Genomic DNA, 24,376 nt, shown 5'->3' with positions numbered 1-24,376 from the left:
GCCCGTCGGTCCGGCCGGAAGCCGGGGCGTCAAGGCCGGCCGGAAGCCGGCGCGGGCGATCGAAGCCGGGGGAGGTGCCCCGCCGCCGGCCGCCCGTGAGGGCGGTTGTCGCGAAGGGCCCGGTCCCGCTTGAGTAATGATCTCCCCCACGGGGCAGACTTCCCCGATTCGTCTTTCCGGGTGCGCTGACGTAGACTGACTCGTCGTCTCTTGTGTACCCGCATGTCTGCATGCCTTCCGGCGGAACACCTCATGGTGAAGGGCATCGCGGGTTCTCGCACGAGAGTCGATCAAGGTAGTCGATTCGAAGGGCGAAGCGTGGCCAAGAAGCAAGGTGCCATCGAGATCGAGGGCACTGTCGTCGAGTCTCTGCCGAACGCCATGTTCAGGGTCGAGCTCCAGAACGGCCACCAGGTCCTGGCACACATCAGCGGCAAGATGCGTATGCACTACATCCGCATCCTCCCTGACGACCGGGTCGTGGTGGAGCTGTCTCCGTACGACCTGACGCGTGGCCGGATCGTCTACCGGTACAAGTAGATCTTGCCCAGGTCCCGTGCGAGCGGGGCTGCCGGCAACTGACCCGGAGAACCTCACCCAATGAAGGTCAAGCCGAGCGTCAAGAAGATCTGCGACAAGTGCAGGGTGATCCGCCGTCACGGCCGGGTCATGATCATCTGCGAGAACCCGCGCCACAAGCAGCGCCAGGGCTGATCGCACACAGATCTCACCCTCTGCACCTCCATCGCAGAGTTTCGCGCGACGCGAGCTGAATTTGTTCATAGGCAGAACCCAGACCCTGTGCGGTCTGACACCCCCGGTTCGGAGGCCGGGGACCCAGTTCGTACCTGGTACGGCGGCTGGGAGCCGGTTCTGCGGAAGACCTCCGAAGATCACCAGGAGCCATTGAATGGCACGCGTTTCCGGTGTTGACATCCCGCGCGACAAGCGCGTGGAGGTCGCCCTCACCTACGTGTTCGGCATCGGCCGGACTCTTTCGCAGGCGACGCTGGCTGCGACCGGCGTCGACCCCAACACCCGCGTTCGCGACCTCTCCGAGGAGCAGCTCGTCGCGATCCGCGAGTACGTGGACAGCAACATCAAGACCGAGGGTGACCTCCGTCGCGAGATCCAGGCCGACATCCGCCGCAAGGTCGAGATCGGCTGCTACCAGGGTCTGCGTCACCGCCGTGGCCTGCCCGTCCGCGGTCAGCGCACCAGCACCAACGCCCGCACCCGCAAGGGCCCGCGTCGCGCCATCGCCGGCAAGAAGAAGCCGGGCAAGAAGTAGTCCGCAGCGGACTCGCCGTCCAGCGGTCTTCGCTGTAGGACCGACCACCTCCCGTAGGAGTTATAGATGCCCCCCAAGGGTCGTCAGGGCGCTGCCAAGAAGGTGCGCCGCAAGGAAAAGAAGAACGTCGCTCACGGCCACGCGCACATCAAGAGCACGTTCAACAACACGATCGTCTCGATCACGGACCCGTCCGGCAACGTGATCTCCTGGGCCTCCGCCGGCCACGTCGGCTTCAAGGGCTCCCGGAAGTCCACGCCGTTCGCCGCGCAGATGGCCGCCGAGTCGGCTGCCCGCCGCGCCCAGGAGCACGGCATGCGCAAGGTCGACGTGTTCGTGAAGGGCCCGGGTTCCGGTCGCGAGACCGCGATCCGCTCCCTGCAGGCCACGGGCCTCGAGGTCGGCTCCATCCAGGACGTCACCCCGACCCCGCACAACGGCTGCCGCCCGCCGAAGCGTCGTCGCGTCTGACGTCGGCTTCGCAGGGCTGCTCGGGCGGTACGGCTCCTTCGGGTCGTGCCGCCCGTACCCTTGCAGTACCCGTATCCGTCATGGGTGCGGTTCCGTCGGGCGTCAAATAGCGGGCGTCCACGAAAGAAGGATCTGATCCACACATGCTGATCGCTCAGCGTCCCTCGTTGACCGAAGAGGTCGTCGACGAATTCCGCTCCCGGTTCGTGATCGAGCCGCTGGAGCCGGGCTTCGGCTACACCCTCGGCAACTCCCTCCGCCGTACCCTCCTGTCCTCGATCCCGGGTGCCGCCGTCACCTCGATCCGGATCGACGGCGTGCTGCACGAGTTCACCACCGTGCCGGGCGTCAAAGAGGACGTCACCGACCTGATCCTCAACATCAAGCAGCTGGTCGTCTCCTCGGAGCACGACGAGCCGGTCGTGATGTACCTGCGCAAGCAGGGCCCGGGTCTGGTCACCGCCGCCGACATCGCGCCCCCGGCCGGTGTCGAGGTGCACAACCCCGACCTCGTCCTCGCCACGCTCAACGGCAAGGGCAAGCTGGAGATGGAGCTGACCGTCGAGCGCGGTCGCGGCTACGTCTCCGCCGTGCAGAACAAGCAGGTGGGCCAGGAGATCGGCCGTATCCCGGTCGACTCCATCTACTCGCCGGTTCTCAAGGTCACCTACAAGGTCGAGGCGACCCGTGTCGAGCAGCGCACCGACTTCGACAAGCTGATCGTCGACGTCGAGACCAAGCAGGCGATGCGTCCGCGTGACGCCATGGCCTCCGCCGGTAAGACCCTGGTCGAGCTGTTCGGTCTCGCCCGCGAGCTGAACATCGACGCCGAGGGCATCGACATGGGCCCGTCCCCCACGGACGCCGCCCTTGCCGCCGACCTGGCGCTGCCGATCGAGGAGCTGGAGCTCACGGTCCGCTCCTACAACTGCCTCAAGCGCGAGGGCATCCACTCCGTGGGTGAGCTCGTGGCGCGTTCCGAGGCCGACCTGCTGGACATCCGCAACTTCGGCGCGAAGTCCATCGACGAGGTCAAGGCGAAGCTGGCGGGTATGGGTCTGGCGCTCAAGGACTCGCCTCCCGGGTTCGACCCGACCGCTGCGGCGGACGCGTTCGGCGCGGACGACGACGCGGACGCGGGCTTCGTGGAGACGGAACAGTACTGATTCGGCTTCCGGTCCGTTGTGGCCGGTCGCGCAGTTCCCCGCGCCCCTTGGGGCGTGGACCCTCCGGGCGTCTGAAAAGGCGCCCGGATCTTCGACGGGCATCCGCCCGCTCGGATACTGACTCCGGTACCTGATACGGCCGGGGCAGACACCTAGGAGAAACACCATGCCGAAGCCCACCAAGGGTGCCCGTCTGGGCGGCAGCGCCGCGCACGAGAAGCTGCTCCTCGCGAACCTCGCGAAGGCGCTCTTCGAGCACGGCCGCATCACCACCACCGAGGCGAAGGCCCGCCGCCTGCGTCCGTACGCCGAGCGTCTGGTCACCAAGGCGAAGAAGGGCGACCTTCACAACCGCCGTCAGGTGCTCCAGGTCATCACGGACAAGAGCGTCGTCCACACGCTCTTCACCGAGATCGGCCCGCGGTACGAGAACCGTCCCGGTGGCTACACCCGCATCACCAAGATCGGTAACCGTCGTGGCGACAACGCGCCCATGGCTGTCATCGAGCTGGTCGAGGCGCTGACGGTGCAGCAGAACGCCGTGGGTGAGGCCGAGGCCGCCACCAAGCGCGCGGTCAAGGAGGCCGAGACGGCCAAGGTCGAGGAGACCAAGGCCGACGACGCCGCCGAGGCTTCCGCCGAGGAGTCGAAGGACGCGTAAGCGTTCCACTCGGGTGGCTGTGCGTTCCCGGCCGCGGCTTCGTCGTGGTTGACCGCGCACGCGCGGCGGTAGCCGCAGATCGACACAGCCCCGCGCCCCCGAGAAGGGCGTTCGCGGGCCCGCTCCTTTCGAGGAGCGGGCCCGCTTTTTCGTGTTCCTGAGAGGATCTCTACGTGAGTGATGAAGCAGCGCCCGGTCATGTTCGTGTCCGTCTCGATCTGTCGTACGACGGGAGTGAGTTCTCCGGCTGGGCCAAGCAGGCCGGCGGGCGGCGGACCGTGCAGGGGGAGATCGAGGACGCCCTGCGGACGGTGACGCGGTCGCAGGAGACCTATGAGCTGACGGTCGCGGGGCGCACCGACGCCGGGGTGCACGCGCGGGGGCAGGTCGCGCATGTGGATCTGCCGGAGGCGGTGTGGCGTGAGCATCACGAGAAGCTGCTCAAGCGGATGGCCGGGCGGCTGAGCCGTGACGTACGGGTGTGGGCGCTGCGGGAGGCGCCCGGCGGGTTCAACGCGCGCTTCTCGGCGGTCTGGCGGCGCTACGCCTACCGGGTCACCGACAACCCGGGCGGGGTCGACCCGCTGCTGCGGGGGCACGTGCTCTGGCACGACTGGCCGCTCGACGTCGACGCGATGAACGAGGCGGCCCGGGCGCTGCTGGGGGAGCACGACTTCGCGGCGTACTGCAAGAAGCGCGAGGGCGCCACGACGATCCGTACCCTGCAGGAGCTGAGCCTGGTCCGGGGCGAGGACGGGATCATCACGGCCACGGTGCGGGCCGACGCCTTCTGCCACAACATGGTCCGCTCGCTGATCGGCGCGCTGCTCTTCGTCGGCGACGGCCACCGTCCGGCGGACTGGCCGGGCAAGGTGCTCGCCGCGGGGGTGCGGGACTCGGCGGTCCATGTCGTACGGCCGCACGGGCTGACGCTGGAGGAGGTCGGCTATCCGGCGGACGAGTTGCTGGCGGCGCGGAGCAGGGAAGCGCGGAATCGGCGTTCTCTGCCTGGTTCATCCGGGTGTGAAACCTGTTAGTCACGCCCCCTTCACGTGTTTATACCGGGGCATAGGGCGACTCACCTGACGTAGTGCTTCGCTTGGCTGATGTTCCTGGCCGCCGTCGGCGGCGCCGTGTCGTACGTGCGGCGCGGCCGGATGAACGAGTCGCCGCTCGCCCTGCGGCTCGGTGGCCCCGGCTGGCGCTGGCGCGCCCTGCTCGGGCTGGCGCCGTGCGGTACGGCGCTGCCGGCTCCGGCGTACGGGATTCGCCTGGGGACCGTGGTCTCGCTGTTCAGGCACGTCGGTTTCGGTCTGCTCTTCGCGGCGCCGATGACCGGCGTGGGGATGACCCCGCCTGGTGGGTGCGCACTTCCGCTGTCCCCAGCTCGGGATCATGCTCTGGACGGCCGTGCTCTGCCTCGGTGTCCAGCGGGCGGACCGGCGTTTCGGCATCTGGCCGAACTCCACGAAGATGATCAACGCCATCGCGCCGCACGTGGACCGCAAGGGCGAGTACCTCGCCTCGACTCCCGAAGTCCCCGTCTATTACCTGTATGACAAATCCAGCCGCCGGCGGTGGCACAGCCTCTTCGGCATGGAGTACAAGGACGAGAAGGGCAAGTACTACAGCGGCGACGAGGCCTACGAGGCCGCGGTCGGAGCCGGCAAGTTCGACGTGATCGTCCTCGACGGGCTGACCGATCCGAGAGCGGACGACATCATCGCCTCCGCGGTCAGGGGCAACCCGCACTACCGGCTGCCGGCCGAGATCCCGTTCCGCGACGCGAACGGTACGAGCGAATAGCGCATCTTGCTCAAGAGCCACTGAGCGCATCCGCAGTCGGGGCGCCGGGACGGTCCGCGCCCGTAGGGGAGGGGAAGAGAATGACGTACGACCCGGAGGGTGTGCGTGTCACCGTGGTGATGCCCACCTACAACGAGGCGGGGAACCTGCCGCGCATGGCGGAGGCGGTGCTGTCGCTGCCGCTGCCCGGACTGCGTCTGAAGATCGTCGACGACTCCAGCCCGGACGGCACCGGGCGGATCGCCGAGGAGCTCGCCGAGAAGTACAACGCGGACGGCCCGCGGATGAGCGTGCTGCATCGCACCGAGAAGGACGGGCTGGGCCGCGCCTACACGGCCGGTATGAGCGCCGCGCTCGCCGAGGGTGCCGCGTACGTGGTCCAGATGGACGCCGACGGCTCCCACCCGGTGGAGGCCGTCCCGCGCATGCTGGAGCGGGCCGAGACCGAGGGGGCCGGCCTGGTGATCGGCAGCCGGTACGTCGAGGGCGGCGCCCTGGACGAGGACTGGGGCCGGCACCGGGTGCTGCTGTCCCGGTTCGCCAACCGCTACGCCCGCACGGTGCTCGGCACCGACATCCGGGACATCACCGCCGGGTTCAACCTGTGGTCGGCCGCCACCCTGCGGGACGTGGACCTGACCGCCCTGGACAGCGCGGGCTACAGCTTCCAGGTGGAGCTGAAGTACAAGGCCGTGTGCGCCGGGCACCGGGCCGTGGAGATTCCGATCCGCTTCGAGGAGCGGACGGAGGGCACGTCGAAGATGACGCTGCGCACGCAGCTGGAGTCGGCCGTCGTGCCGATCCGGCTGCGTCTGAAGCGCCGCTGAGCGGGGCTGCGGCCGGGCCCCCGGTGCCGGCCGCAGCGGCCTCGCTACTGCTGCGCGGCCGCCGAGGCCTGGGCCTCGCCGCGGCGGCGGATCTGACGGAAGGTGAACTCCGCCAGGTCGTCACCCTGGGCGAACACCTGGGTGTCCTTGGTGGTGACGTCCTTGCCGTTGGTGAAACCGGTCACCGTGAAGTAGGCGTAGCGGCCGTAGCTGTTGGTGGTGGAGCGGCAGACGGCGCCGTCGCAGAAGTCCTTGACACCGTTGCCGGGCAGCGCGCGCACCAGGCTCTTGGCGTCGGCCCGGCCCTTGGCCGCGGTGGCCTGGTCCTCGGTGTCGAAGACGGCCACGCCGACGGTCACCGCGACACCGTCCTTGACGTACGTCACCCGCAGCACGCGTCGGCAGCCGTTGTCCTTGAGGACCTTGGGCAGCGTGCCCTGGGTGACCGCGGCGCAGTTCTCGCTGTCCGAGGTCGGGCCCTTGCGGTAGACGGTCTCGCCCATGGTCAGCTGGGTGCCCGGGAAGAGGATGTCCGGGCTGAGCGGGGCCGTGTCCTTGTTCTTGGAGGCGATGAAGTCCTTCGGGTCCAGCGGCGGCGGGGCCGTGGTGGGCGCGAAGGAGGGCGCCGGGCCGGTGGAGGACGGGATGTCCGCCGTGGAGGGCAGCCGTGAGGACGGCCGGCCCGCCTCCGCGCCGCCGTCGTTCGCCGAAACCACGGCGACCGCGACCGCCGTGCCCACCGCCACGGTGGCCAGCGCGCCCCCGACGATGAACAGCAGCCGCCGCCGCTTGTTGCGTGCTTCGGACGCCTCCGCCAGTGCCGCCCAGTCCGGAGTGCCGTCGCCGCCGCTGCTCCAGGTCTGCTGCTGCGAATTCGGTTTCCAGGGATCCCACTGGCCTTGGGGTCCCCCCTGCCCATAGCTCATGGGGCGCATCTTAGAGGGGACGGCGCGCCGCCAGACCAGTAGAGTGGGTGTCTTGCGCAGTCGGCACCAGCGGTGTCCCGCCTCGTTTTGACCCGGGCGTGGCGTCGTAGGTATCCTGCGTGTTCGTTGTGTATTGGCTTGCTCATTCTCACGGGACGGGCCCTTACACCGGTCCACCGGGCCGATGACCAGCGACCAGCACGCGGTTTGCGTCACCGCAGTGCGGTCTCGGCTGTCGTGATCGTCTTCGGTGACCTGTCAGGACCATTCACTGAAGAAGCGAAGGCTACGAACCGTGCGTACGTACAGCCCCAAGCCCGGCGATGTGACGCGCCAGTGGCACGTCATCGACGCCCAGGACGTTGTCCTCGGCCGTCTCGCCAGCACCGCCGCCTCCATCCTGCGCGGCAAGCACAAGCCGATCTACGCCCCTCACGTCGACACCGGTGACTTCGTCATCATCATCAACGCCGACAAGGTGCACCTGTCCGGCAACAAGCGGACCCAGAAGATGGCGTACCGCCACTCCGGCTACCCGGGTGGTCTGCGCTCCGTCCGTTACGACGAGCTGCTGGCGAAGAACCCCGAGAAGGCCATCGAGAAGGCCGTCAAGGGCATGCTCCCCAAGAACACCCTGGGCCGTCAGATGCTCTCGAAGCTGAAGGTCTACTCGGGCGACCAGCACCCGCACGCTGCCCAGCAGCCGGTGCCGTTCGAGATCACCCAGGTCGCGCAGTAGTTCCGGCCACCCCCTAAGACCGAACAGAATCTGAGGAGCATCGTGGCCGAGACCACTGCCGAGCAGCCGCTCGAAGAGCTTGACATCGACAGCTACACCACCGAGTCCGAGGTCCCGGTGGAGGGTGAGTACACCTCCGAGTCCCTCGCCTCGCGCTTCGGTGAGCCCCAGCCGGCCGCCGGCCTGGGCCGTCGCAAGAACGCCATCGCCCGCGTCCGGATCGTCCCGGGCACCGGCAAGTGGAAGATCAACGGTCGCACCCTCGAGGACTACTTCCCGAACAAGGTGCACCAGCAGGAAGTCAACGAGCCGTTCAAGGTCCTCGAGCTCGAGGGCCGCTACGACGTCATCGCCCGCATCGCGGGTGGCGGCGTCTCCGGTCAGGCCGGTGCGCTCCGTCTCGGTGTCGCCCGCGCGCTGAACGAGGCCGACGTCGACAACAACCGCGGCCCGCTGAAGAAGGCCGGCTTCCTCAAGCGCGACGACCGTGCGGTCGAGCGCAAGAAGGCCGGTCTGAAGAAGGCCCGCAAGGCTCCGCAGTACAGCAAGCGTTAAGCTTCGCTGCCTGCTCGTACGACTGCGGGGCCCTGCCCCGCCCGCCGTACATCGAACGCCCCGGCGGCACGCCACAGTGCCGTCGGGGCGTTCGTTTATCCCAGCGATGGGCGTATAACGACACAAGACGTTTTACGGCTTGTGTGATGTGATGCCCCGGGCATCGAGGGCCCGTCCCGGGCATCGAGGGCCCGGAAGGGGCAGGCGTGCGGGCCGCACCGGCACGGCTTCCCGAACGGACGCTTTTCTCAGGAGGACAAGTGGGACGACTCTTCGGCACGGACGGCGTGCGCGGTGTCGCCAACGCGGATCTGACGGCCGAGATGGCCCTCGGTCTCTCCGTCGCGGCGGCTCATGTGCTCGCCGAGGCGGGCACCTTCGAGGGCCACCGGCCGACCGCGGTGGTCGGACGGGACCCGCGCGCGTCCGGGGAGTTCCTGGAGGCCGCCGTGGTGGCGGGCCTGGCCAGTGCGGGGGTGGACGTGCTGCGGGTGGGCGTGCTGCCGACGCCCGCCGTCGCCTATCTGACCGGCGTGCTCGGCGCCGACCTGGGCGTCATGCTCTCCGCCAGCCACAACGCCATGCCCGACAACGGCGTCAAGTTCTTCGCCCGGGGCGGCCACAAGCTCGCCGACGAGCTGGAGGACCGGATCGAGTCCGTCTACGAGGAGCACCGCACCGGCGCCCCGTGGGACCGGCCGACCGGCTCGGGCGTCGGCCGGGTGCGCAGCTACGACGAGGGCTTCGACAAGTACGTCGCCCACCTCGTCGGTGTGCTGCCGAACCGGCTCGACGGGCTGAAGATCGTCCTCGACGAGGCGCACGGCGCGGCCGCGCGGGTCTCGCCCGAGGCGTTCTCCCGGGCCGGTGCCGAGATCATCACGATCGGGGCCGAGCCGGACGGGCTCAACATCAACGACGGCTGCGGTTCCACCCACCTCGACAAGCTCAGGACGGCCGTCGTCGAGCACGGGGCCGCCTTCGGCATCGCGCACGACGGTGACGCCGACCGCTGCCTCGCCGTGGACCACACCGGTGAGGAGATCGACGGCGACCAGATCCTGGCCGTCCTCGCCCTCGCCATGCGGGAGCGGGGGGCGCTGCGGGCCGACACCGTGGTCGCGACCGTCATGTCCAACCTCGGCTTCAAGCTGGCGCTGGAGCGGGAGGGCATCCGGCTGCTGCAGACGGCGGTCGGTGACCGTTACGTCCTGGAGGAGATGAAGGCCCACGGGTACGCGCTCGGCGGTGAGCAGTCTGGGCACGTGATCATCCTCGACCACGCGACGACCGGTGACGGCACGCTGACCGGGCTGATGCTGGCCGCGCGGGTCGCCGAGACGGGGCGTTCGCTGCGGGAGCTGGCGGGTGTGATGGAGCGGCTGCCGCAGGTGCTCGTCAATGTGCCCGACGTGGACAAGTCCCGGGTGTCGACCTCCGCGGAGCTGGCGGCGGCGGTCTCCGAGGCGGAGCGGGAGCTGGGGTCGACGGGGCGGGTGCTGTTGCGGTCCTCCGGGACGGAGCCGTTGGTTCGGGTGATGGTGGAGGCGGCGGACATCGACCAGGCCCGGTCCGTGGCCGGGCGGTTGGCCGATGTGGTGAAGTCGGCGTTGGGCTGACGCCGGGTCTGGCGGGGTTGGGCTGCGGGGTTCTGTGCGGGGCGGTTCTGTGTGGGCCGGGTTCGGGGTGCCGGGTTCTGTGCGTGGCGGGCTGCGGGTTCGTCGTGGCTCGTCGCGCAGTTCCCCGCGCCCCTGAAGAGGCCGCGTAGTTCCTCGCGCCCCTGAAGAGTCGCGCAGTTCCCCGCGCCCCTTGAAAGAGGCCGCGTGGTCCTCGCGTCCCTTGAGAGGCTGCGCAGTTCCCCGCGCCCCTGGGGTGGGATCCTGCCCGTCCTCGGGTGCCGGTCGCCTGTGGCTGGTCGCGCAGTTCCCCGCGCCCCTAAAAGATCGCGCAGTTCCCCGCGCCCCTTCGGGGGCTATGCGGGGTCTGTCACTCTGCGGTGTCTGGCCCAGAACCATTTCTGGGCCAGCAGCGTGAGGGTGCCCGCGGTGATGATTCCGCCCAGGTTGGCGAGGAGCTGGGCGGTGGAGCCCCAGGTCTGGGAGTAGTCGGCGTAGGTGAAGGCCATCGCGGCGTTGGCGGCGGCGGGGACCGTGGTGACCGAGATGGCGACGCCGATCAGGGCGCCCGACTTGGCCGAGGTCAGGGACAGCGTTCCGGCGATGCCCGCGAGGAAGGCCACCACGAAGGACATCATGTCGGGCTGCCAGATGAAGGCGGTGTTGGGGCGGTCCGCCTCGATCATGTCCTTGTTGAACAGGCCGACGGCGTCCATCAGCCAGCCGAAGCCGGCCGTCAGCAGCATGGCGATGCCGAACCCGGCGAGCAGCGCCCACAGCGAGCGCCGCACCAGCTTCGGGGTGCGCTGCACCAGGGCCGTGCAGATGCCGGCCAGCGGGCCGAACTCCGGGCCGACGGCCATCGCGCCGACGATGAGGATCGCGTTGTCCAGCATCACACCGCAGGCGGCGATCATGGTGGCCACCGTCAGGAAGGCCACGTAGGTGACGCTGAGCGTCGACTCCTCGTGCGTCACGTCCGTCAGGTGCTCCCACAGGACCGCGTCGGCCGCCTCGCCCGGTGCCTCCTCCTCTGCCTTGTCGGCCCGCAGGGAGATGGACAGGTCGATGTTCTCGACGGCGATCGAGCCCGTCGCGTCGAGCCCCAGTTCCTGGAGCCTGCCGATGAGTTCGTCGCCTGCCTCGCGGGCCACGTCGCACATGACCACGTCCCCCGCGGGGTTGCGCGCGGCGCCCGGCACCACGACCAGGTGCGTGGTGCCGAGCGTGCCCTCGATCAGACGGACCACGGCGTCGGTCTTCCCGGCCGGTGTGATCAGACGCAGATGCAGCATGCGCCCTTTCTAGCAGCCGCCGTTCACAGCTTTCGCAGGGAGAGCCTCTGGACCTTGTGGTCCGGGCCCTTGCGCAGGACCAGGGTGGCCCGGCCCCGGGTGGGGGCGATGTTCTCCACCAGGTTGGGCTTGTTGATGGTGCGCCACATCGTGCGGGCGTAGTCCAGGGCCTCGTCCTCGGCGACCTGGGTGTACCTGCGGAAGTACGAGGACGGGTTCTGGAACGCCGTCTCGCGCAGCCGCTTGAAGCGGTTGAGGTACCAGCGCTCGATGTCCTCGACCCGGGCGTCGACGTACACGCTGAAGTCGAAGTAGTCGGCGAGGCCGACGCGGGTGCGGCCGTCCTTGCCGGGCAGGGCGGGCTGGAGGACGTTCAGGCCCTCGACGATCAGGATGTCCGGGCGGCGCACGGTGAGCTTCTCGCCGGGGACGATGTCGTAGATCAGGTGGGAGTAGACCGGCGCGGTCACCTCGCCCTTCCCGGCCTTGATGTCGGCGACGAACCGGGTCAGCGCGCGGCGGTCGTAGGACTCGGGGAAGCCCTTGCGGGACATCAGGCCGCGTTCCTGGAGCACATGGGTGGGCAGCAGGAAGCCGTCGGTGGTGACCAGCTCGACGCGCGGGTGCTCCGGCCAGCGGGACAGCAGTGCCGCGAGCAGACGGGCCACGGTCGACTTGCCGACCGCGACCGAACCGGCGACCCCTATGACGAAGGGCGTGCCGGACTGCGAGCCCTGTTCCCCGAGGAAGGTGTTCAGCGCGCCGCGCAGCCCGTCGGTGGCGCCGACGTAGAGGTTGAGCAGCCGGGACAGCGGCAGGTAGATGTCACGCACCTCGTCGAGGTCGATGACATCGCCGAGGCCGCGCAGCTTCTCGACCTCCTCGGCACTGAGGGGGAGCGGCGTCTTGTCGCGCAGCGCGCTCCACTCGGCTCGGGTGAGGTCGACGTAGGGAGTCGCCTCCGGCCTGGGCCGGTGGGCGCTCCGGGGCATCGAGGAGACCGGAGAGATCACAGTCCATTGTTAACGGAGTTTGAACGGCGTGGCGGGTGTGCTCCGTCACCTCGGGCCCGGGCCGGGTCGGGGGCCGATGAGGTGGAAGTCGCGTCCTGAGGGTCCGAACGGGCTTGATTATTTCCGAAATCGGGCACACGGTGACGTGTTCGGGTGTGGATCCGACCGTAGGCTGCGGCACATGTGCGGAATCGTGGGATACGTAGGGCCGCAGTCGGCGCTGGACGTCGTGATGGCCGGGCTGAAGCGTCTGGAGTACCGGGGCTACGACTCGGGGGGTGTCGCCGTGCTCGCGGACGGCGGACTGGCCGCCGCGAAGAAGGCCGGCAAGCTGGTCAACCTGGAGAAGGAGCTGGCCGAGCACCCGCTGCCGGCCGGCTCGACCGGTATCGGGCACACCCGCTGGGCCACGCACGGCGGCCCGACCGACGCCAACGCCCACCCTCACCTGGACAACGCCGGCCGGGTGGCCGTCGTGCACAACGGGATCATCGAGAACTTCGCCCCGCTGCGCGCCGAGCTCGCCGAGCGCGGTCACCGGCCGGCCTCGGAGACGGACACCGAGGTGGTGGCCCATCTGCTGGCGGAGGAGTTCTCCGCGACCGCCGACCTGGCAGCGGCGATGCGGCTGGTGTGCCGTCGGCTGGAGGGCGCGTTCACGCTGGTCGCGGTGCACGCCGACGCGCCGGACGTGGTGGTGGGCGCGCGGCGGAACTCACCTCTGGTGGTGGGCGTCGGCGAGGGCGAGGCCTTCCTCGCCTCGGACGTCGCCGCCTTCATCGCCCACACCCGCTCGGCGATCGAGCTGGGCCAGGACCAGGTGGTGGAGCTGCGCCGGGACGGCGTCACGGTCACCGGCTTCGACGCCGCCCCGGCCGAGGTGCGCTCCTACCACGTCGACTGGGACGTGTCGGCGGCGGAGAAGGGCGGCCACGACTACTTCATGCTCAAGGAGATCGCCGAGCAGCCCAAGGCGGTCGCCGACACCCTGCTGGGCCGGATCGACGCGGCCGGTTCGCTCACCCTGGACGAGGTGCGGATCGGCGCGGCCGAGCTGCGCGAGGTGGACAAGGTCGTCCTCGTCGCGTGCGGCACGGCGTACCACGCGGGGCTGATCGCCAAGTACGCCATCGAGCACTGGACGCGCATCCCCTGCGAGGTGGAGCTGGCCAGCGAGTTCCGCTACCGGGACCCGATCCTGGACCCCCGCTCGCTGGTGATCGCGATCTCCCAGTCCGGCGAGACCATGGACACGCTGATGGCCCTGCGGCACGCCCGTGAGCAGGGCTCCAAGGTGCTGGCCATCTGCAACACCAACGGCTCCACGATCCCGCGCGAGTCGGACGCCGTGCTCTACACGCACGCCGGGCCGGAGGTGGCGGTCGCCTCGACGAAGGCGTTCCTGACGCAGCTCGTCGCCTGCTATCTGGTCGCCCTGTATCTGGGCCAGGTGCGCGGCACCAAGTGGGGCGACGAGATCCGGGCCGTCGTGCGGGACCTGGCGAGGATCTCCTCGGAGGTCGAGGAGGTCCTGCGGACCATGGAGCCGGTCCGCGCGCTGGCCCGCTCCCTGGCCGACCGCGACACCGTGCTGTTCCTCGGCCGGCACGTGGGCTACCCGGTCGCCCTGGAGGGTGCGCTGAAGCTGAAGGAACTCGCCTATATGCACGCCGAGGGCTTCGCGGCGGGCGAGCTCAAGCACGGCCCCATCGCGCTGATCGAGGAGGGCGTGCCGGTGGTGGTGGTCGTGCCGTCGCCGCGCGGGCGTTCCGTGCTGCACGACAAGATCGTGTCCAACATCCAGGAGATCCGGGCCCGCGGTGCCCGCACCATCGTGATCGCCGAGGAGGGGGACGAGACGGTCGTGCCGTACGCCGACCATCTGATCCGTATCCCCGCGACGCCGACGCTTCTTCAGCCCCTGGTGGCCACGGTCCCGCTCCAGGTCTTCGCCTGCGAGCTGGCCACGGCCCGGGGCAACGAGGTGGACCAGCCGAGGAACCTGGCGAAGTCGGTGACGGTGGAGTAGGGCGGTGTGCCCGCCCGGCGGTTCGGTGACGGTGGAGTAGGGCGGTGCGCCCGCCCGGCGGTTCGGCGATGCCGTGGCGGGCCCGGCCACCCGCCCGCGCGGCCATCCGCCCGGCGCGGTTCAGTCGCGGGTGTCGCGCCAGGCCTCCGGGAGGGCGTCGGCCACGTCGTGGGCCCCGACGGGGGCGCCGTCGGCCGCGTACCGGCCCGCCAGACCGTGCAGGTACGCGGCCACGCTTCCGGCGTCCCGGGGCGCGAGCCCCGCCGCCAGCAGGGAGCCGGCCAGGCCCGAGAGGACGTCGCCGCTGCCCGCGGTGGCCAGCCAGGGGGTGCCGGTGGGGTTCACCCGGACCGGGCCCGTCGCCTCGGCGACCAGCGTGGTCGAGCCCTTCAGCAGGACGGTCGCCCCGTATCTGCCCGCCAGTTCGCGGGCCGACCTCAGCCGGGCGCCCTCGACCTCCTCGCGGGTCACTCCGAGCAGCGCGGCGGCCTCTCCGGCGTGCGGGGTCATCAGGGTCGGGGCCCGGCGTGCGGCCACGGTGGCCCGGTCCGCCAGGCGCAGGCCGTCCGCGTCGATCAGCACGGCGACGTCGGAGGCCAGGACCTCGGCGACCGTGGTCGCGTCGTCGGCCACGCCGGGGCCGACGACCCAGGCCTGGACGCGTCCCGCCTTGGCCGGGCCGCGTTCCGACACCAGCGTCTCGGGGTAGCGCGCGAGCACCGACTCGCCGGCCGGACCGACGTAGCGGACCGCGCCCGCGCCGCCCCGCAGGGCGCCCGCCACCGCGAGGACGGCCGCCCCCGGGTAGCGGGCGGAACCGGCAGCGATGCCGACGACGCCGCGCCGGTACTTGTCGCTCCCCGAGGTGGGCAGCGGCAGCAGCCGGGCCACGTCCTCGTGCTGGAGGGCCTCCAGTTCGGCGTCCTCGGGCAGTTCGAGGCCGATGTCCACGAGCCGTACGGAACCGGCGTGGTCGCGCGCCGGGTCGATCAGCAGGCCCGGCTTGTGGGTGCCGAAGGTGACCGTCAGATCGGCGCGGACCGCGGCGCCCGGCACCTCGCCCGTGTCGGCGTCCACCCCGCTCGGCAGGTCGACGGCGACGACGGCGGCCCGCGCGCGGCCCGCCGCCGCGGCGAGGCGCTCGGCCTGCGGCCGCAGACCGCCCTTGCCGCCGATGCCCACGATGCCGTCGAGCACCAGGTCGGCCCGCTCGATCAGCGCGTCGGCCGCGGCCGGGTCCGTCACCGTGCCGCCCGCCCGGCGCAGGGCCGCCAGCCCCTGCGCGTGGGCCCGTTCGGGGGAGAGCAGCACCGCCGTGACGCCCGCGCCCCTGCGGGCCAGTCGGGCACCGGCGTACAGGGCGTCACCGCCGTTGTCGCCCGAGCCGACCAGGAGGACGACCCGGCTGCCGTAGACCCGGCCGAGCAGTTCGGCGCAGGCGGCGGCCAGCCCGGCGGCGGCCCGCTGCATCAGGGCGCCCTCCGGGAGACGCGCCATCAGGTCCCGCTCGGCGGCCCGCACCGACTCCACGCTGTACGCAGTACGCATGACGACGAGTCTGCCGTGCACCCCCGAGGCCCACCACCGCCCCGCACACAACCGCCCCAAGGGGCGCGGGGAACTGCGCGCCCACCCACGACGACCCCGCGGCCGCCCGCAACCGAAGCCGCCCAGCCCGGGCACCCGAAGCCGCCCAGCCCGGGCACCCGACCCCGCCCAGCCCGGGCACCCGACCCCGCCCAGCCCGGGCACCCGAACCCTCACCCCTCCGCGATCACCACCGCCGACGCCACCCCCGCGTCATGGCTGAGGGACACATGCCAGGAGCGCACGCCGAGTTCGGCGGCACGGGCGGCCACCGTACCGGTCACCCGCAGCCGTGGCCGCCCGCTGTCCTCGACGTAGACCTCCGCGTCCGTCCACAGCAGTCCGGGCGGCGCACCGAGGGCCTTGGCCAGGGCCTCCTTCGCCGCGAACCGGGCGGCCAGCGAGGCGATGCCCCGGCGCTCCCCGCTGGGCAGCAGCAACTCGTTGTCGTCGAAGAGGCGTTGGGCGAGTGCGGGCGTGCGTTCCATGGCCGCGGCGAACCGGTCGATCTCCGCCACGTCGATACCGACCCCGATGATGCTCATGCCGAGCACCCTAAGGGGGCCGGGGTGCCGCGTACGTCCGGGTGACCCCGCCGCGCGGCTGACCCGGGCCGCAACGGGCGGCGGTTTTGCTGATCGTGTGACCAGTCGTGTGCAGCACAGCTCTCGTGGGGACCGTGGACCGCTCGCGCGCCGGAGCGTCGCCGTCCTTCTCGCCGGTACGGTCCTGCTCCCCGTCGCCACGGCCACCGCGGCCGTGCATCCGCCGCCCGCCCCCGGGGAACGCAGCGCGCTCGTGCCCGGAGCGGCGCAGGCCTGGCCCCGGGACACACCCGACCAGGCCCTGGCGCCCCGCGTCCGCGCCCTCTCCCCCCGCGAGGAGGCCGTGGAGCCCCGGGCGGCGGCCGCCGGGGCCTACGACCTCGTCGAGTACGTGCCCCTCGGCGAGGCGGTCGCCCGTGTGAAGTGCAGCAAGCAGACGGGGCCCTATCAGCGGCAGGTCGAGAAGTGGCTGAGGCTGAAGGCGGACGGCAGACAGTCGGCCGCCGACTGCAGGGCCATCCGGGCGTTCCAGCTGAAGCACCGGATCACCCCGGCGATCGGCTTCGCCGGCCCGGTCACCTGGGCGCGGATGCAGCTCGTCGGCGCGGGCCGGAACCCCAACGCTGCCGGGAAGTGCCCGGTGCGCGCCCGCCGGGTCGCCTGCGTGGACCTGAACCGCCAGCTGCTGTGGGTGCAGAAGGGGAGGAAGGTCGTCCACGGCCCGGTGCCGATGCGCAGCGGCCGGGCCGGCTACCGGACGCGGACCGGCTGGCACACCGTCTACTGGCGGCACAAGAACCACGTGTCCACGCTCTACGGCCAGCCCATGCCGTACTCCCAGTTCTTCAGCGGCGGTCAGGCCTTCCACGCCGTGTACGGGACGATCTTCACCACCGTCGGGTCGATGGGCTGCGTCAACCTCCGGCTCGGGGACGCGAGGAAGCTGTGGGGCGTGTTGAGGAAGGGGGACCGGGTGTACGTGTGGGGGCGACGGCCGGGCACGTGAGCGGGGGCCCGCGCGGGGCCTCTGAGACACTGGGCGGGATGACTGAGACTGCAAGCCCGCCCTCCGCCCCGCTGCGCGCCCGCGCCGAGATCGACCTGGCCGCGCTGCGGGCCAACGTGCGCACCGTGCGCGCGAAGGCGTCCGGCGCGGCCGTGATGGCCGTGGTGAAGTCCGACGCCTACGGCCACGGCGCGCTGCGCTGCGCCCGGGCGGCGCTGGCGGCGGGGGCGACCTGGCTGGGCACGGCGACGCCGGAGGAGGCCCTCGCGCTGCGCGCGGCCGGGCTGCGCGACGTCCGGATCATGTGCTGGCTGTGGGTGCCCGGCGGGCCCTGGCGCGAGGCGATCGAGGCCGACCTCGACGTGTCCGTCAGCGGCCTGTGGGCCCTGCGCGAGGTCGTCGGGGCCGCCCGCGCGGCGGGCCGCCCCGCGCGGGTGCAGCTCAAGGCCGACACCGGGCTCGGGCGCGGCGGCTGCCAGCCGGGCGACTGGGCGGAGCTGGTCGCCGAGGCGCTGAACGCCGAGCGCGAGGGGCTGATCCGGATCACGGGTCTGTGGTCGCACTTCGCCTGCGCCGACGAGCCCGGCCACCCCTCCGTCGCCGCCCAGCTCACCGGCTTCCGCGAGATGGTGGCCCACGCCGAGGGCCGGGGAGTGCGCCCCGAGGTGCGGCACATCGCCAACTCGCCCGCCGCGCTCACCCTTCCCGAGTCCCACTTCGACCTGGTCCGCGCGGGCATCGCGCTCTACGGCGTCTCGCCCAGCCCCGAACTGGGCACCCCGGCCGAGCTGGGCCTGCGCCCGGTGATGACGCTCTCGGCGTCCCTGGCCCTGGTCAAGCACGTGCCCGGCGGCCACGGCGTGAGCTACGGCCACCACTACACCACCGCCGGCGACACCACCCTCGCCCTGATCCCGGTCGGCTACGCGGACGGCGTCCCGCGCCAGGCCTCCGGCGCCGGACCCGTCCTCGTCGGCGGCAAGTGGCGTACGGCGGCGGGGCGGATCGCGATGGACCAGTTCGTCGTCGACCTCGGCGGGGACGAGCCGGAGGCGGGCGCCGAGGCGGTCCTCTTCGGCCCCGGCGACCGCGGCGAGCCCACCGCGCAGGACTGGGCGAACGCCGCGGGCACCATCGCCTACGAGATCGTCACCCGGATCGGCGCCCGCGTCCCGCGCGTCTACGTCGACGCGGAAGCGGACGCAGGAGCAGATGCCGAAGCGGACGCAGGCGCGGAAGCGGACGCCGACGGTCAGGACGGATGAGGCGGACGCACGCCTGACCCGCGCGGTGCACGGCACGACGGCAACACCACGGCAACAGCGGGCGGGTAGAACGGCAGCAGCACCCCGGCACGGACAGCGGCACACCGAGTGAGGAGCGGTACGTGAGCGAGAGCAGCGCGGAGGCCGTCGTGGCCGCCGCCTCCGCCGCGGGGGCGGCCGGGAACTGGCGCCGGGCCACCGGGATCGCGGGCGTCGCGATAGGCGTCGTCGCGGCGGGCGCGGCGGCCGGTGTCGCCCTGGAGCGGATGACCGTGGGGCGCGGCATGCGCCAGAAGGCACGTCTCGCCCTGGACTCCGCGGGCCCGTTCGGGGCGCTGCGCGGCACCCCCGGCAGGGCGTACGCCGACGACGGCACCGAGCTGTACTACGAGGTCGACGACGTGGAGCCGGAGGGCGGCACCGCGCCGCGCCGGCGGCGGCTGTTCGGCCGCAAGGCACCCGCCCCCGTCACGGTCGTCTTCAGCCACGGCTACTGCCTCAACCAGGACTCCTGGCACTTCCAGCGGGCCGCGCTGCGGGGTGTCGTACGGACCGTGCACTGGGACCAGCGCAGCCACGGCCGGTCCGGGCGCGGGCACGCGCAGATCGAGCGGGACGAGCCGGTGACCATCGACCGGCTCGGGCGCGATCTGCGGACCGTGATCGACGCGGCCGTGCCGGAGGGGCCGATCGTGCTGGTCGGGCACTCCATGGGCGGGATGACGGTGATGGCGCTGGCCGCGCAGTTCCCCGAGCTGGTGCGGGACCGGGTGGTCGCCGTGGCGCTGGTGGGGACGTCCTCGGGGCGGCTCGGCGAGGTGAACTTCGGGCTGCCGGTCGCCGGGGTGAACGCGGTACGGCGGGTGCTGCCGGGCGTGCTGAAGGCGCTCGGGCAGCAGGCCGAACTGGTGGAGAGGGGACGGCGGGCGACGGCCGACCTGTTCGCCGGGGTCATCAAGCGGTACTCGTTCGCGACCCGGGACGTCGACCCGGCGATCGCCCGGTTCGCCGAGCGGATGATCGAGGGCACCCCGATCGACGTGGTCGCGGAGTTCTACCCGGCCTTCACGGAGCACGACAAGGCCGAGGCGCTCGCGCACTTCCGGGACCTGCCGGTGCTGGTGCTGGCGGGCGTGCGGGACCTGGTCACGCCGAGCGAGCACAGCGAGGCGATCGCCGGCCGGCTGCCGGACGCGGAACTGGTGCTCGTCCCGGACGCCGGGCACCTGGTGATGCTGGAGCACCCGGAAGTGGTCACCGACCGGCTCGCCGACCTGCTCACCCGTGCGGGGGCCGTCCCGGCAGGGGCTACCGTGGGTGGCTATGGAAGCAGCAGCACCGCACAGCCCGGCTGAGGCCCGGCTGACCGTCACTTCTCCCGACCAGATGCGTGAGCTCGGGCGGCGCCTGGCCAAGGTGCTGCGCGCCGGGGACCTCGTCATGCTCAGCGGGGAGCTGGGGGCGGGCAAGACGACCCTGACCCGCGGCCTCGGGGAGGGGCTCGGGGTGCGGGGGGCCGTCACCTCGCCGACGTTCGTCATCGCCCGGGTGCACCCCGCGCTCGGGGACGGGCCGCCGCTCGTGCACGTGGACGCGTACCGTCTCGGCGGCGGTCTGGACGAGATGGAGGACCTCGATCTCGACGTCTCGCTGCCGGAGTCCGTGGTCGTCGTGGAGTGGGGCGAGGGGAAGGTCGAGGAGCTGACCGACGACCGCCTCCAGGTGACCATCCACCGGGCGGTGGGGGAGACGACCGACGAGGTGCGGCAGGTGACGCTGACCGGGCTCGGCGAGCGCTGGGCCCCGGTGGACCTCACGGTCCTGGCCGCGTGAGATCCGGTTCCGGCCGTCTGAGACCCCTTCCGGCCGCGTGAGAGCCGTTCCTCCGGCCGCCTGAGACCGACGCGGTCCGTCGTGCCGGCGCGCGGGCGCCGTCGCTGGCGCCCCCGCGGCGTCCACCCGTGCTCTCGGCGTTCACCCGGGCTTTCCGACAAAGCGTCGGGAAGATATTGCGCCCCCGGTCATCGGCGTGGTCACATGGTAGCCAGTCCGTGGTTAGGTCTGCCTAACCACGCCCGCCCCCAGTTCCAGGAGGCGTCCGTGCAGGCCATCGAACGTGACGAGAACACGCCCCGCGCGATGCCCGCGGTGTCCATGCGCGACCTGCTCGCGGCCTGTGCCGCCGCGGCGGAGGTCTCCACACCGCCGCGCGCGCCCGCACCCCTGCCCGCGGAGCGCCCCGAGGCGGCCTAGGCCCGAGGCGGCCCAGGCCCGAGGCGGCCCAGGCCCCGGAGCCCGATGGCCGGTGCGCGGCGGCTACCGGATGACGACGACCTTGTGGCCGATCGTCGCGAAGGCCCACATGGCGTCGCCGTCCGCGCGCGACCCGCGGATGCCGCCCGACTTCACCCGCATGTCCGGCCGCGGGGTCGCGCCGTCCAGGGCCGCGCTGAAGCCGATCGCCACATGGTCCACGCTCGCGAAACGGACGACGTGCTCGATGGGCGTGCCGTCCGTTCCGGTGACCTTGCTGGACCGCGAGGTGACGCGGTAGGTCCCGGGCGCGGGATCGACGCTGCCGGGGGCGACGGCGAAGGTGCGGCGGACCTTGTTGCCGGTGCCGACCAGCCAGACCCGGTCGTCGTCCAGCGAGTACACGACGCGCCGCCCCGCCCCGGACCCGGACGGCAGGGCGGCGGGGTGCCGCGTGTCGCGCGGGGCCTTGGTGAACGAGACGCCGGCGGGGGAGTCCACGTGTGCGCGGTCCAGCTCCGGGGGGATGTTCGCGGAGGCCTGGTAGGCGAGGAAGCCGATCGTCGTCAGGGCCGCCGCGGTGAGGCCGAGCACGAACCCCGGGCCGGAACTTGTCACGGTCGTCCACCTCTGCGTCGTACGTCCTGATTCGTGGTGACGTTAGCAGTCACCGTCCGGCCCAACGGGACGGCCGTGCCCGCAGCGTGGTGGCCGTAGGCTGTTTGCGTGCTCTTGCTCGCTCTGGATACCGCCACCCCCGCCGTGACCGTCGCCCTGCACGACGGCACGGATGTCATCGCCTCGTCGAGCCAGGTCGACGCGCGCCGGCACGGCGAGCTGCTGCTGCCCGCCGTCGACCGCGTCCTGGCCGAGGCCGGGCTGCGGCTCGACGCCGTCACCGGCATCGTCGTCGGCATCGGCCCCGGCCCCTACACGGGTCTGCGCGTCGGGCTCATGACCGCCGACACCTTCGGGCTCGCGCTCGGGGTGCCCGTGCACGGTGTGTGCACGCTCGACGGCCTCGCCTACGCCGCCGACCTGGAGGGCCCCTTCGTCGTGGCGACCGACGCCCGGCGCAAGGAGGTCTACTGGGCCCGGTACGCCGACTCGCGGACCCGGGTCACCGATCCGGCCGTCGACCGGCCCGCCGACATCGCAGGCGAGGTCGCGGACCTGCCCGCGGTCGGCGCGGGCGCGCTGCTCTACCCGGACACCTTCCCCCGCGTCCACGAGCCCGAGCACGTGTCCGCCGCCGCCCTGGCCCGGCTGGCCGCGGAGCGGCTCGCGGCCGGTGTCGGGCTGCCCGAGCCGCGCCCGCTGTATCTGCGCCGGCCGGACGCCCAGGTCCCCAGGAACTACAAGGTGGTCACCCCGAAGTGACCGCACCCGTGACGACCGTGCGCGAGATGCGCTGGTGGGACATCGATCCCGTGCTGGTCCTGGAGAAGGAGCTGTTCCCGGAGGACGCCTGGTCCCGCGGGATGTTCTGGTCCGAGCTGGCCCATGCGCGCGGGCCCGGGTCGACCCGTCGCTATGTGGTCGCCGAGGAGGGGGACCGGCTCGTCGGCTACGCGGGCCTGGCCGCCTCCGGCGGGCTCGGGGACGTGCAGACCATCGCCGTGGCCCACGACCACTGGGGCACCGGCCTCGGGGCGCGGCTGCTGGCCGAGCTGCTGAGGGCGGCGACCGCCTTCGAGTGCGCCGAGGTCATGCTCGAGTGCCGGGTGGACAACGTCCGCGCGCAGCGGCTCTACGAGCGCTTCGGCTTCGAACCCATCGGGTTCAGGCGCGGCTACTACCAGCCGGGGAACGTGGACGCCCTGGTGATGCGCCTGACCACCGCGTCCGACAGCGGCCCCGCAGCGGGCGCGGCCTCCGTACAAGGAACCGAGAACCATGACTGACGAACCCCTGGTGCTGGGGATCGAGACCTCCTGCGACGAGACCGGTGTGGGCGTCGTGCGCGGCACCACCCTGCTGGCCGACGCGATCGCCTCCAGCGTCGACGAGCACGCCCGGTTCGGCGGCGTCGTGCCCGAGGTGGCCTCGCGCGCCCATCTGGAGGCGATGGTGCCGACCATCGACCGCGCCCTGAAGGAGGCCGGGGTCAGCGCCAGGGACCTCGACGGCATCGCGGTCACCGCGGGTCCCGGCCTCGCCGGCGCGCTGCTGGTCGGCGTCTCGGCCGCCAAGGCGTACGCCTACGCCCTCGGCAAGCCGCTCTACGGCGTCAACCACCTCGCCTCGCACATCTGCGTCGACCAGCTGGAGCACGGCCCGCTGCCCGAGCCGACGATGGCCCTGCTGGTCAGCGGCGGTCACTCCTCGCTGCTGCTGTCCTCGGACATCACCTCCGACGTCCGTCCGATGGGCGCCACCATCGACGACGCGGCCGGCGAGGCCTTCGACAAGATCGCCCGGGTGCTGAACCTGGGCTTCCCCGGCGGCCCGGTCATCGACCGTTACGCCAGGGAGGGCGACCCGCGGGCCATAGCGTTCCCGCGCGGGCTGACCGGGCCGCGCGACCCGGCGTACGACTTCTCCTTCTCCGGTCTGAAGACGGCCGTGGCGCGCTGGATCGAGGCGAAGCGGGCCGCGGGCGAGGAGGTGCCGGTGCGTGACGTGGCGGCGTCCTTCCAGGAGGCGGTCGTGGACGTGCTGACCCGCAAGGCCGTACGGGCCTGCCAGGACGAGGGCGTCGACCACCTGATGATCGGCGGTGGCGTGGCCGCCAACTCCCGGCTGCGCGCCCTCGCCCAGGAGCGCTGCGAGCGGGCGGGTATCCGGCTGCGGGTGCCGCGGCCGAAGCTGTGCACCGACAACGGCGCGATGGTGGCCGCCCTCGGCGCCGAGATGGTCGCCCGGGGCCGGGCCGCCTCCGACTGGGACCTCTCGGCGGACTCCTCCCTGCCGGTGACCGACACCCATGTCCCCGGGCACGGTCACGACCATGTGCACGAGGCGGGCAAGGAGAACCTGTACCCGTGACGGTCGCCCTGATGTGGGAGGCGCGGGCCCTGCCCGGCCGGGGCCCGGAGCTGCTCGCCTGGGCCCGCGCCCAGGCGCTCCCGGCCGAGCCCCTGCGCCGTGAGACGCTTCGCGCGCCCCAGGACCGGGTGCTGGTGATCACCTGGTGGGAGGCGGCGTACGACGCCGAGCTGCCCGAGCTGCCGGAACCGGACGCGGACCTGGTGACCCGGGCGGTGCACCGGTGGCGGTTCGAGTCGGCCGACTAGGGACTGTGTGATGTTGTGATCAACCAGTCGTCTTCAGCAGGTCGTTGATCCAGATCATCGAGGCGCGGAGGTGGAGGCCGGCGAGGTAA

Annotated in this window: 28 protein-coding genes; 22 read left to right on the top strand and 6 right to left on the bottom strand. The window is 71.8% G+C overall.

Annotation, left to right across the window (positions count from 1 at the left end; translation table 11 throughout):
• Positions 1-318 precede the first annotated feature (318 nt).
• From infA to ACFYR0_RS33210, 9 genes are all read left to right on the top strand, one after another.
• Positions 319-540, top strand: a complete 222-nt coding sequence (infA, locus tag ACFYR0_RS33250) for a translation initiation factor IF-1 (protein WP_004927214.1) — start codon at positions 319-321, stop codon at positions 538-540.
• A 60-nt stretch (positions 541-600) separates the two neighbouring features.
• Positions 601-714, top strand: a complete 114-nt coding sequence (gene rpmJ, locus ACFYR0_RS33245) for a 50S ribosomal protein L36 (RefSeq protein ID WP_004984509.1) — start codon at positions 601-603, stop codon at positions 712-714.
• 196 nt (positions 715-910) lie between these two features.
• Positions 911-1,291 (top strand): 30S ribosomal protein S13, encoded by a 381-nt coding sequence (gene rpsM / locus ACFYR0_RS33240; RefSeq protein WP_389336560.1) that lies wholly within the window; start codon positions 911-913, stop codon positions 1,289-1,291.
• Between the two features lie 66 nt (positions 1,292-1,357).
• Positions 1,358-1,762 carry a 30S ribosomal protein S11 gene (gene rpsK, locus ACFYR0_RS33235; RefSeq protein WP_003956432.1) on the top strand — a complete coding sequence of 135 codons (405 nt, stop codon included), beginning with the start codon at positions 1,358-1,360 and terminating at the stop codon, positions 1,760-1,762.
• A gap of 143 nt (positions 1,763-1,905) precedes the next feature.
• Positions 1,906-2,928 (top strand): DNA-directed RNA polymerase subunit alpha, encoded by a 1,023-nt coding sequence (locus ACFYR0_RS33230; protein WP_003966937.1) that lies wholly within the window; start codon positions 1,906-1,908, stop codon positions 2,926-2,928.
• Positions 2,929-3,094: 166 nt separating this feature from the next.
• Complete coding sequence (rplQ, locus tag ACFYR0_RS33225; protein ID WP_386377324.1) at positions 3,095-3,589, top strand: 50S ribosomal protein L17; 495 nt, start codon at positions 3,095-3,097, stop codon at positions 3,587-3,589.
• A gap of 173 nt (positions 3,590-3,762) precedes the next feature.
• Positions 3,763-4,626 (top strand): tRNA pseudouridine(38-40) synthase TruA, encoded by an 864-nt coding sequence (gene truA, locus ACFYR0_RS33220; RefSeq protein ID WP_389336557.1) that lies wholly within the window; start codon positions 3,763-3,765, stop codon positions 4,624-4,626.
• A gap of 322 nt (positions 4,627-4,948) precedes the next feature.
• Complete coding sequence (locus ACFYR0_RS33215; protein ID WP_389336554.1) at positions 4,949-5,395, top strand: hypothetical protein; 447 nt, start codon at positions 4,949-4,951, stop codon at positions 5,393-5,395.
• Positions 5,396-5,475: 80 nt separating this feature from the next.
• A complete protein-coding gene (locus ACFYR0_RS33210; RefSeq protein WP_389336551.1) occupies positions 5,476-6,222 on the top strand; it encodes a polyprenol monophosphomannose synthase in 747 nt (248 codons plus the stop codon).
• A 44-nt stretch (positions 6,223-6,266) separates the two neighbouring features.
• On the opposite strand, the gene ACFYR0_RS33205 is transcribed toward ACFYR0_RS33210, so the two are convergent.
• Entirely contained in the window at positions 6,267-7,148 is an 882-nt protein-coding gene (locus ACFYR0_RS33205) for a hypothetical protein (RefSeq protein WP_389336548.1), read from the bottom strand.
• 295 nt (positions 7,149-7,443) lie between these two features.
• On the opposite strand from ACFYR0_RS33205, the gene rplM reads away from it, so the two are divergent.
• The 3 genes from rplM to glmM all read left to right on the top strand — a co-directional run bounded on the left by rplM (position 7,444) and on the right by glmM (position 10,061).
• On the top strand, positions 7,444-7,887 hold the full coding sequence (gene rplM, locus ACFYR0_RS33200) for a 50S ribosomal protein L13 (protein WP_019526965.1): 444 nt from the start codon (positions 7,444-7,446) through the stop codon (positions 7,885-7,887).
• Between the two features lie 42 nt (positions 7,888-7,929).
• A complete protein-coding gene (gene rpsI, locus ACFYR0_RS33195; protein WP_103812805.1) occupies positions 7,930-8,442 on the top strand; it encodes a 30S ribosomal protein S9 in 513 nt (170 codons plus the stop codon).
• Positions 8,443-8,702: 260 nt separating this feature from the next.
• Positions 8,703-10,061 (top strand): phosphoglucosamine mutase, encoded by a 1,359-nt coding sequence (gene glmM, locus ACFYR0_RS33190; protein ID WP_389336545.1) that lies wholly within the window; start codon positions 8,703-8,705, stop codon positions 10,059-10,061.
• 353 nt (positions 10,062-10,414) lie between these two features.
• Here the strand turns inward: glmM and ACFYR0_RS33185 are convergent, their stop codons facing one another.
• Positions 10,415-11,353 carry a DUF389 domain-containing protein gene (locus ACFYR0_RS33185; RefSeq protein WP_389336542.1) on the bottom strand — a complete coding sequence of 313 codons (939 nt, stop codon included), beginning with the start codon at positions 11,351-11,353 and terminating at the stop codon, positions 10,415-10,417.
• 23 nt (positions 11,354-11,376) lie between these two features.
• Positions 11,377-12,345 carry a type I pantothenate kinase gene (gene coaA, locus ACFYR0_RS33180; RefSeq protein WP_389336698.1) on the bottom strand — a complete coding sequence of 323 codons (969 nt, stop codon included), beginning with the start codon at positions 12,343-12,345 and terminating at the stop codon, positions 11,377-11,379.
• Between the two features lie 202 nt (positions 12,346-12,547).
• On the opposite strand from coaA, the gene glmS reads away from it, so the two are divergent.
• On the top strand, positions 12,548-14,395 hold the full coding sequence (glmS, locus tag ACFYR0_RS33175; RefSeq protein ID WP_389336539.1) for a glutamine--fructose-6-phosphate transaminase (isomerizing): 1,848 nt from the start codon (positions 12,548-12,550) through the stop codon (positions 14,393-14,395).
• A 120-nt stretch (positions 14,396-14,515) separates the two neighbouring features.
• Here the strand turns inward: glmS and ACFYR0_RS33170 are convergent, their stop codons facing one another.
• Positions 14,516-15,943, bottom strand: coding sequence for an NAD(P)H-hydrate dehydratase (locus tag ACFYR0_RS33170; RefSeq protein WP_389336536.1), 1,428 nt, complete (start codon positions 15,941-15,943; stop codon positions 14,516-14,518).
• Positions 15,944-16,155: 212 nt separating this feature from the next.
• Positions 16,156-16,527 (bottom strand): holo-ACP synthase, encoded by a 372-nt coding sequence (locus tag ACFYR0_RS33165; protein WP_386377333.1) that lies wholly within the window; start codon positions 16,525-16,527, stop codon positions 16,156-16,158.
• Between the two features lie 109 nt (positions 16,528-16,636).
• Here ACFYR0_RS33165 and ACFYR0_RS33160 point away from each other — a divergent pair, with 109 nt between their 5' ends.
• The 5 genes from ACFYR0_RS33160 to ACFYR0_RS33140 all read left to right on the top strand — a co-directional run bounded on the left by ACFYR0_RS33160 (position 16,637) and on the right by ACFYR0_RS33140 (position 21,051).
• Positions 16,637-17,533, top strand: coding sequence for a L,D-transpeptidase family protein (locus tag ACFYR0_RS33160; RefSeq protein ID WP_389336696.1), 897 nt, complete (start codon positions 16,637-16,639; stop codon positions 17,531-17,533).
• A 38-nt stretch (positions 17,534-17,571) separates the two neighbouring features.
• Positions 17,572-18,798, top strand: a complete 1,227-nt coding sequence (gene alr, locus ACFYR0_RS33155) for an alanine racemase (protein WP_389336533.1) — start codon at positions 17,572-17,574, stop codon at positions 18,796-18,798.
• 122 nt (positions 18,799-18,920) lie between these two features.
• Positions 18,921-20,153, top strand: coding sequence for an alpha/beta fold hydrolase (locus tag ACFYR0_RS33150; RefSeq protein WP_389336530.1), 1,233 nt, complete (start codon positions 18,921-18,923; stop codon positions 20,151-20,153).
• On the top strand, positions 20,122-20,631 hold the full coding sequence (tsaE, locus tag ACFYR0_RS33145) for a tRNA (adenosine(37)-N6)-threonylcarbamoyltransferase complex ATPase subunit type 1 TsaE (protein ID WP_386377338.1): 510 nt from the start codon (positions 20,122-20,124) through the stop codon (positions 20,629-20,631). The genes ACFYR0_RS33150 and tsaE overlap by 32 nt, the downstream gene beginning before the upstream one ends.
• Before the next feature lie 267 nt (positions 20,632-20,898).
• The gene (locus tag ACFYR0_RS33140; protein WP_389336701.1) at positions 20,899-21,051 is read left to right on the top strand and encodes a hypothetical protein; all 153 of its coding nucleotides are present in this window, start codon (positions 20,899-20,901) and stop codon (positions 21,049-21,051) included.
• Between the two features lie 63 nt (positions 21,052-21,114).
• Here ACFYR0_RS33140 and ACFYR0_RS33135 read toward each other — a convergent pair whose 3' ends face one another.
• Positions 21,115-21,669 (bottom strand): hypothetical protein, encoded by a 555-nt coding sequence (locus tag ACFYR0_RS33135; RefSeq protein WP_389336527.1) that lies wholly within the window; start codon positions 21,667-21,669, stop codon positions 21,115-21,117.
• Positions 21,670-21,777: 108 nt separating this feature from the next.
• Between ACFYR0_RS33135 and tsaB the strand changes: the two genes are divergently transcribed.
• The 4 genes from tsaB to ACFYR0_RS33115 are packed head-to-tail and all read left to right on the top strand — an operon-like array spanning position 21,778 to position 24,287.
• On the top strand, positions 21,778-22,431 hold the full coding sequence (gene tsaB, locus ACFYR0_RS33130) for a tRNA (adenosine(37)-N6)-threonylcarbamoyltransferase complex dimerization subunit type 1 TsaB (RefSeq protein ID WP_389336524.1): 654 nt from the start codon (positions 21,778-21,780) through the stop codon (positions 22,429-22,431).
• The gene (rimI, locus tag ACFYR0_RS33125; protein WP_389336521.1) at positions 22,428-22,955 is read left to right on the top strand and encodes a ribosomal protein S18-alanine N-acetyltransferase; all 528 of its coding nucleotides are present in this window, start codon (positions 22,428-22,430) and stop codon (positions 22,953-22,955) included. The genes tsaB and rimI overlap by 4 nt, the downstream gene beginning before the upstream one ends.
• Positions 22,948-24,039, top strand: a complete 1,092-nt coding sequence (tsaD, locus tag ACFYR0_RS33120; RefSeq protein ID WP_389336518.1) for a tRNA (adenosine(37)-N6)-threonylcarbamoyltransferase complex transferase subunit TsaD — start codon at positions 22,948-22,950, stop codon at positions 24,037-24,039. The genes rimI and tsaD overlap by 8 nt, the downstream gene beginning before the upstream one ends.
• Positions 24,036-24,287: a hypothetical protein gene (locus tag ACFYR0_RS33115; RefSeq protein ID WP_389336515.1), complete on the top strand. Its 252-nt coding sequence runs from the start codon at positions 24,036-24,038 to the stop codon at positions 24,285-24,287. Before tsaD ends, ACFYR0_RS33115 begins: the two co-directional genes overlap by 4 nt.
• The last annotated feature ends 89 nt before the right edge of the window (positions 24,288-24,376 follow it).

It is taken from the genome of Streptomyces sp. NPDC005017 (assembly GCF_042873115.1).
In the GTDB taxonomy this organism is placed as follows: Bacteria; Actinomycetota; Actinomycetes; order Streptomycetales; family Streptomycetaceae; genus Streptomyces.
The sequence above is the reverse complement of the archived record's forward strand: the minus strand, read 5'-3'. Positions and strand labels throughout refer to the sequence as shown.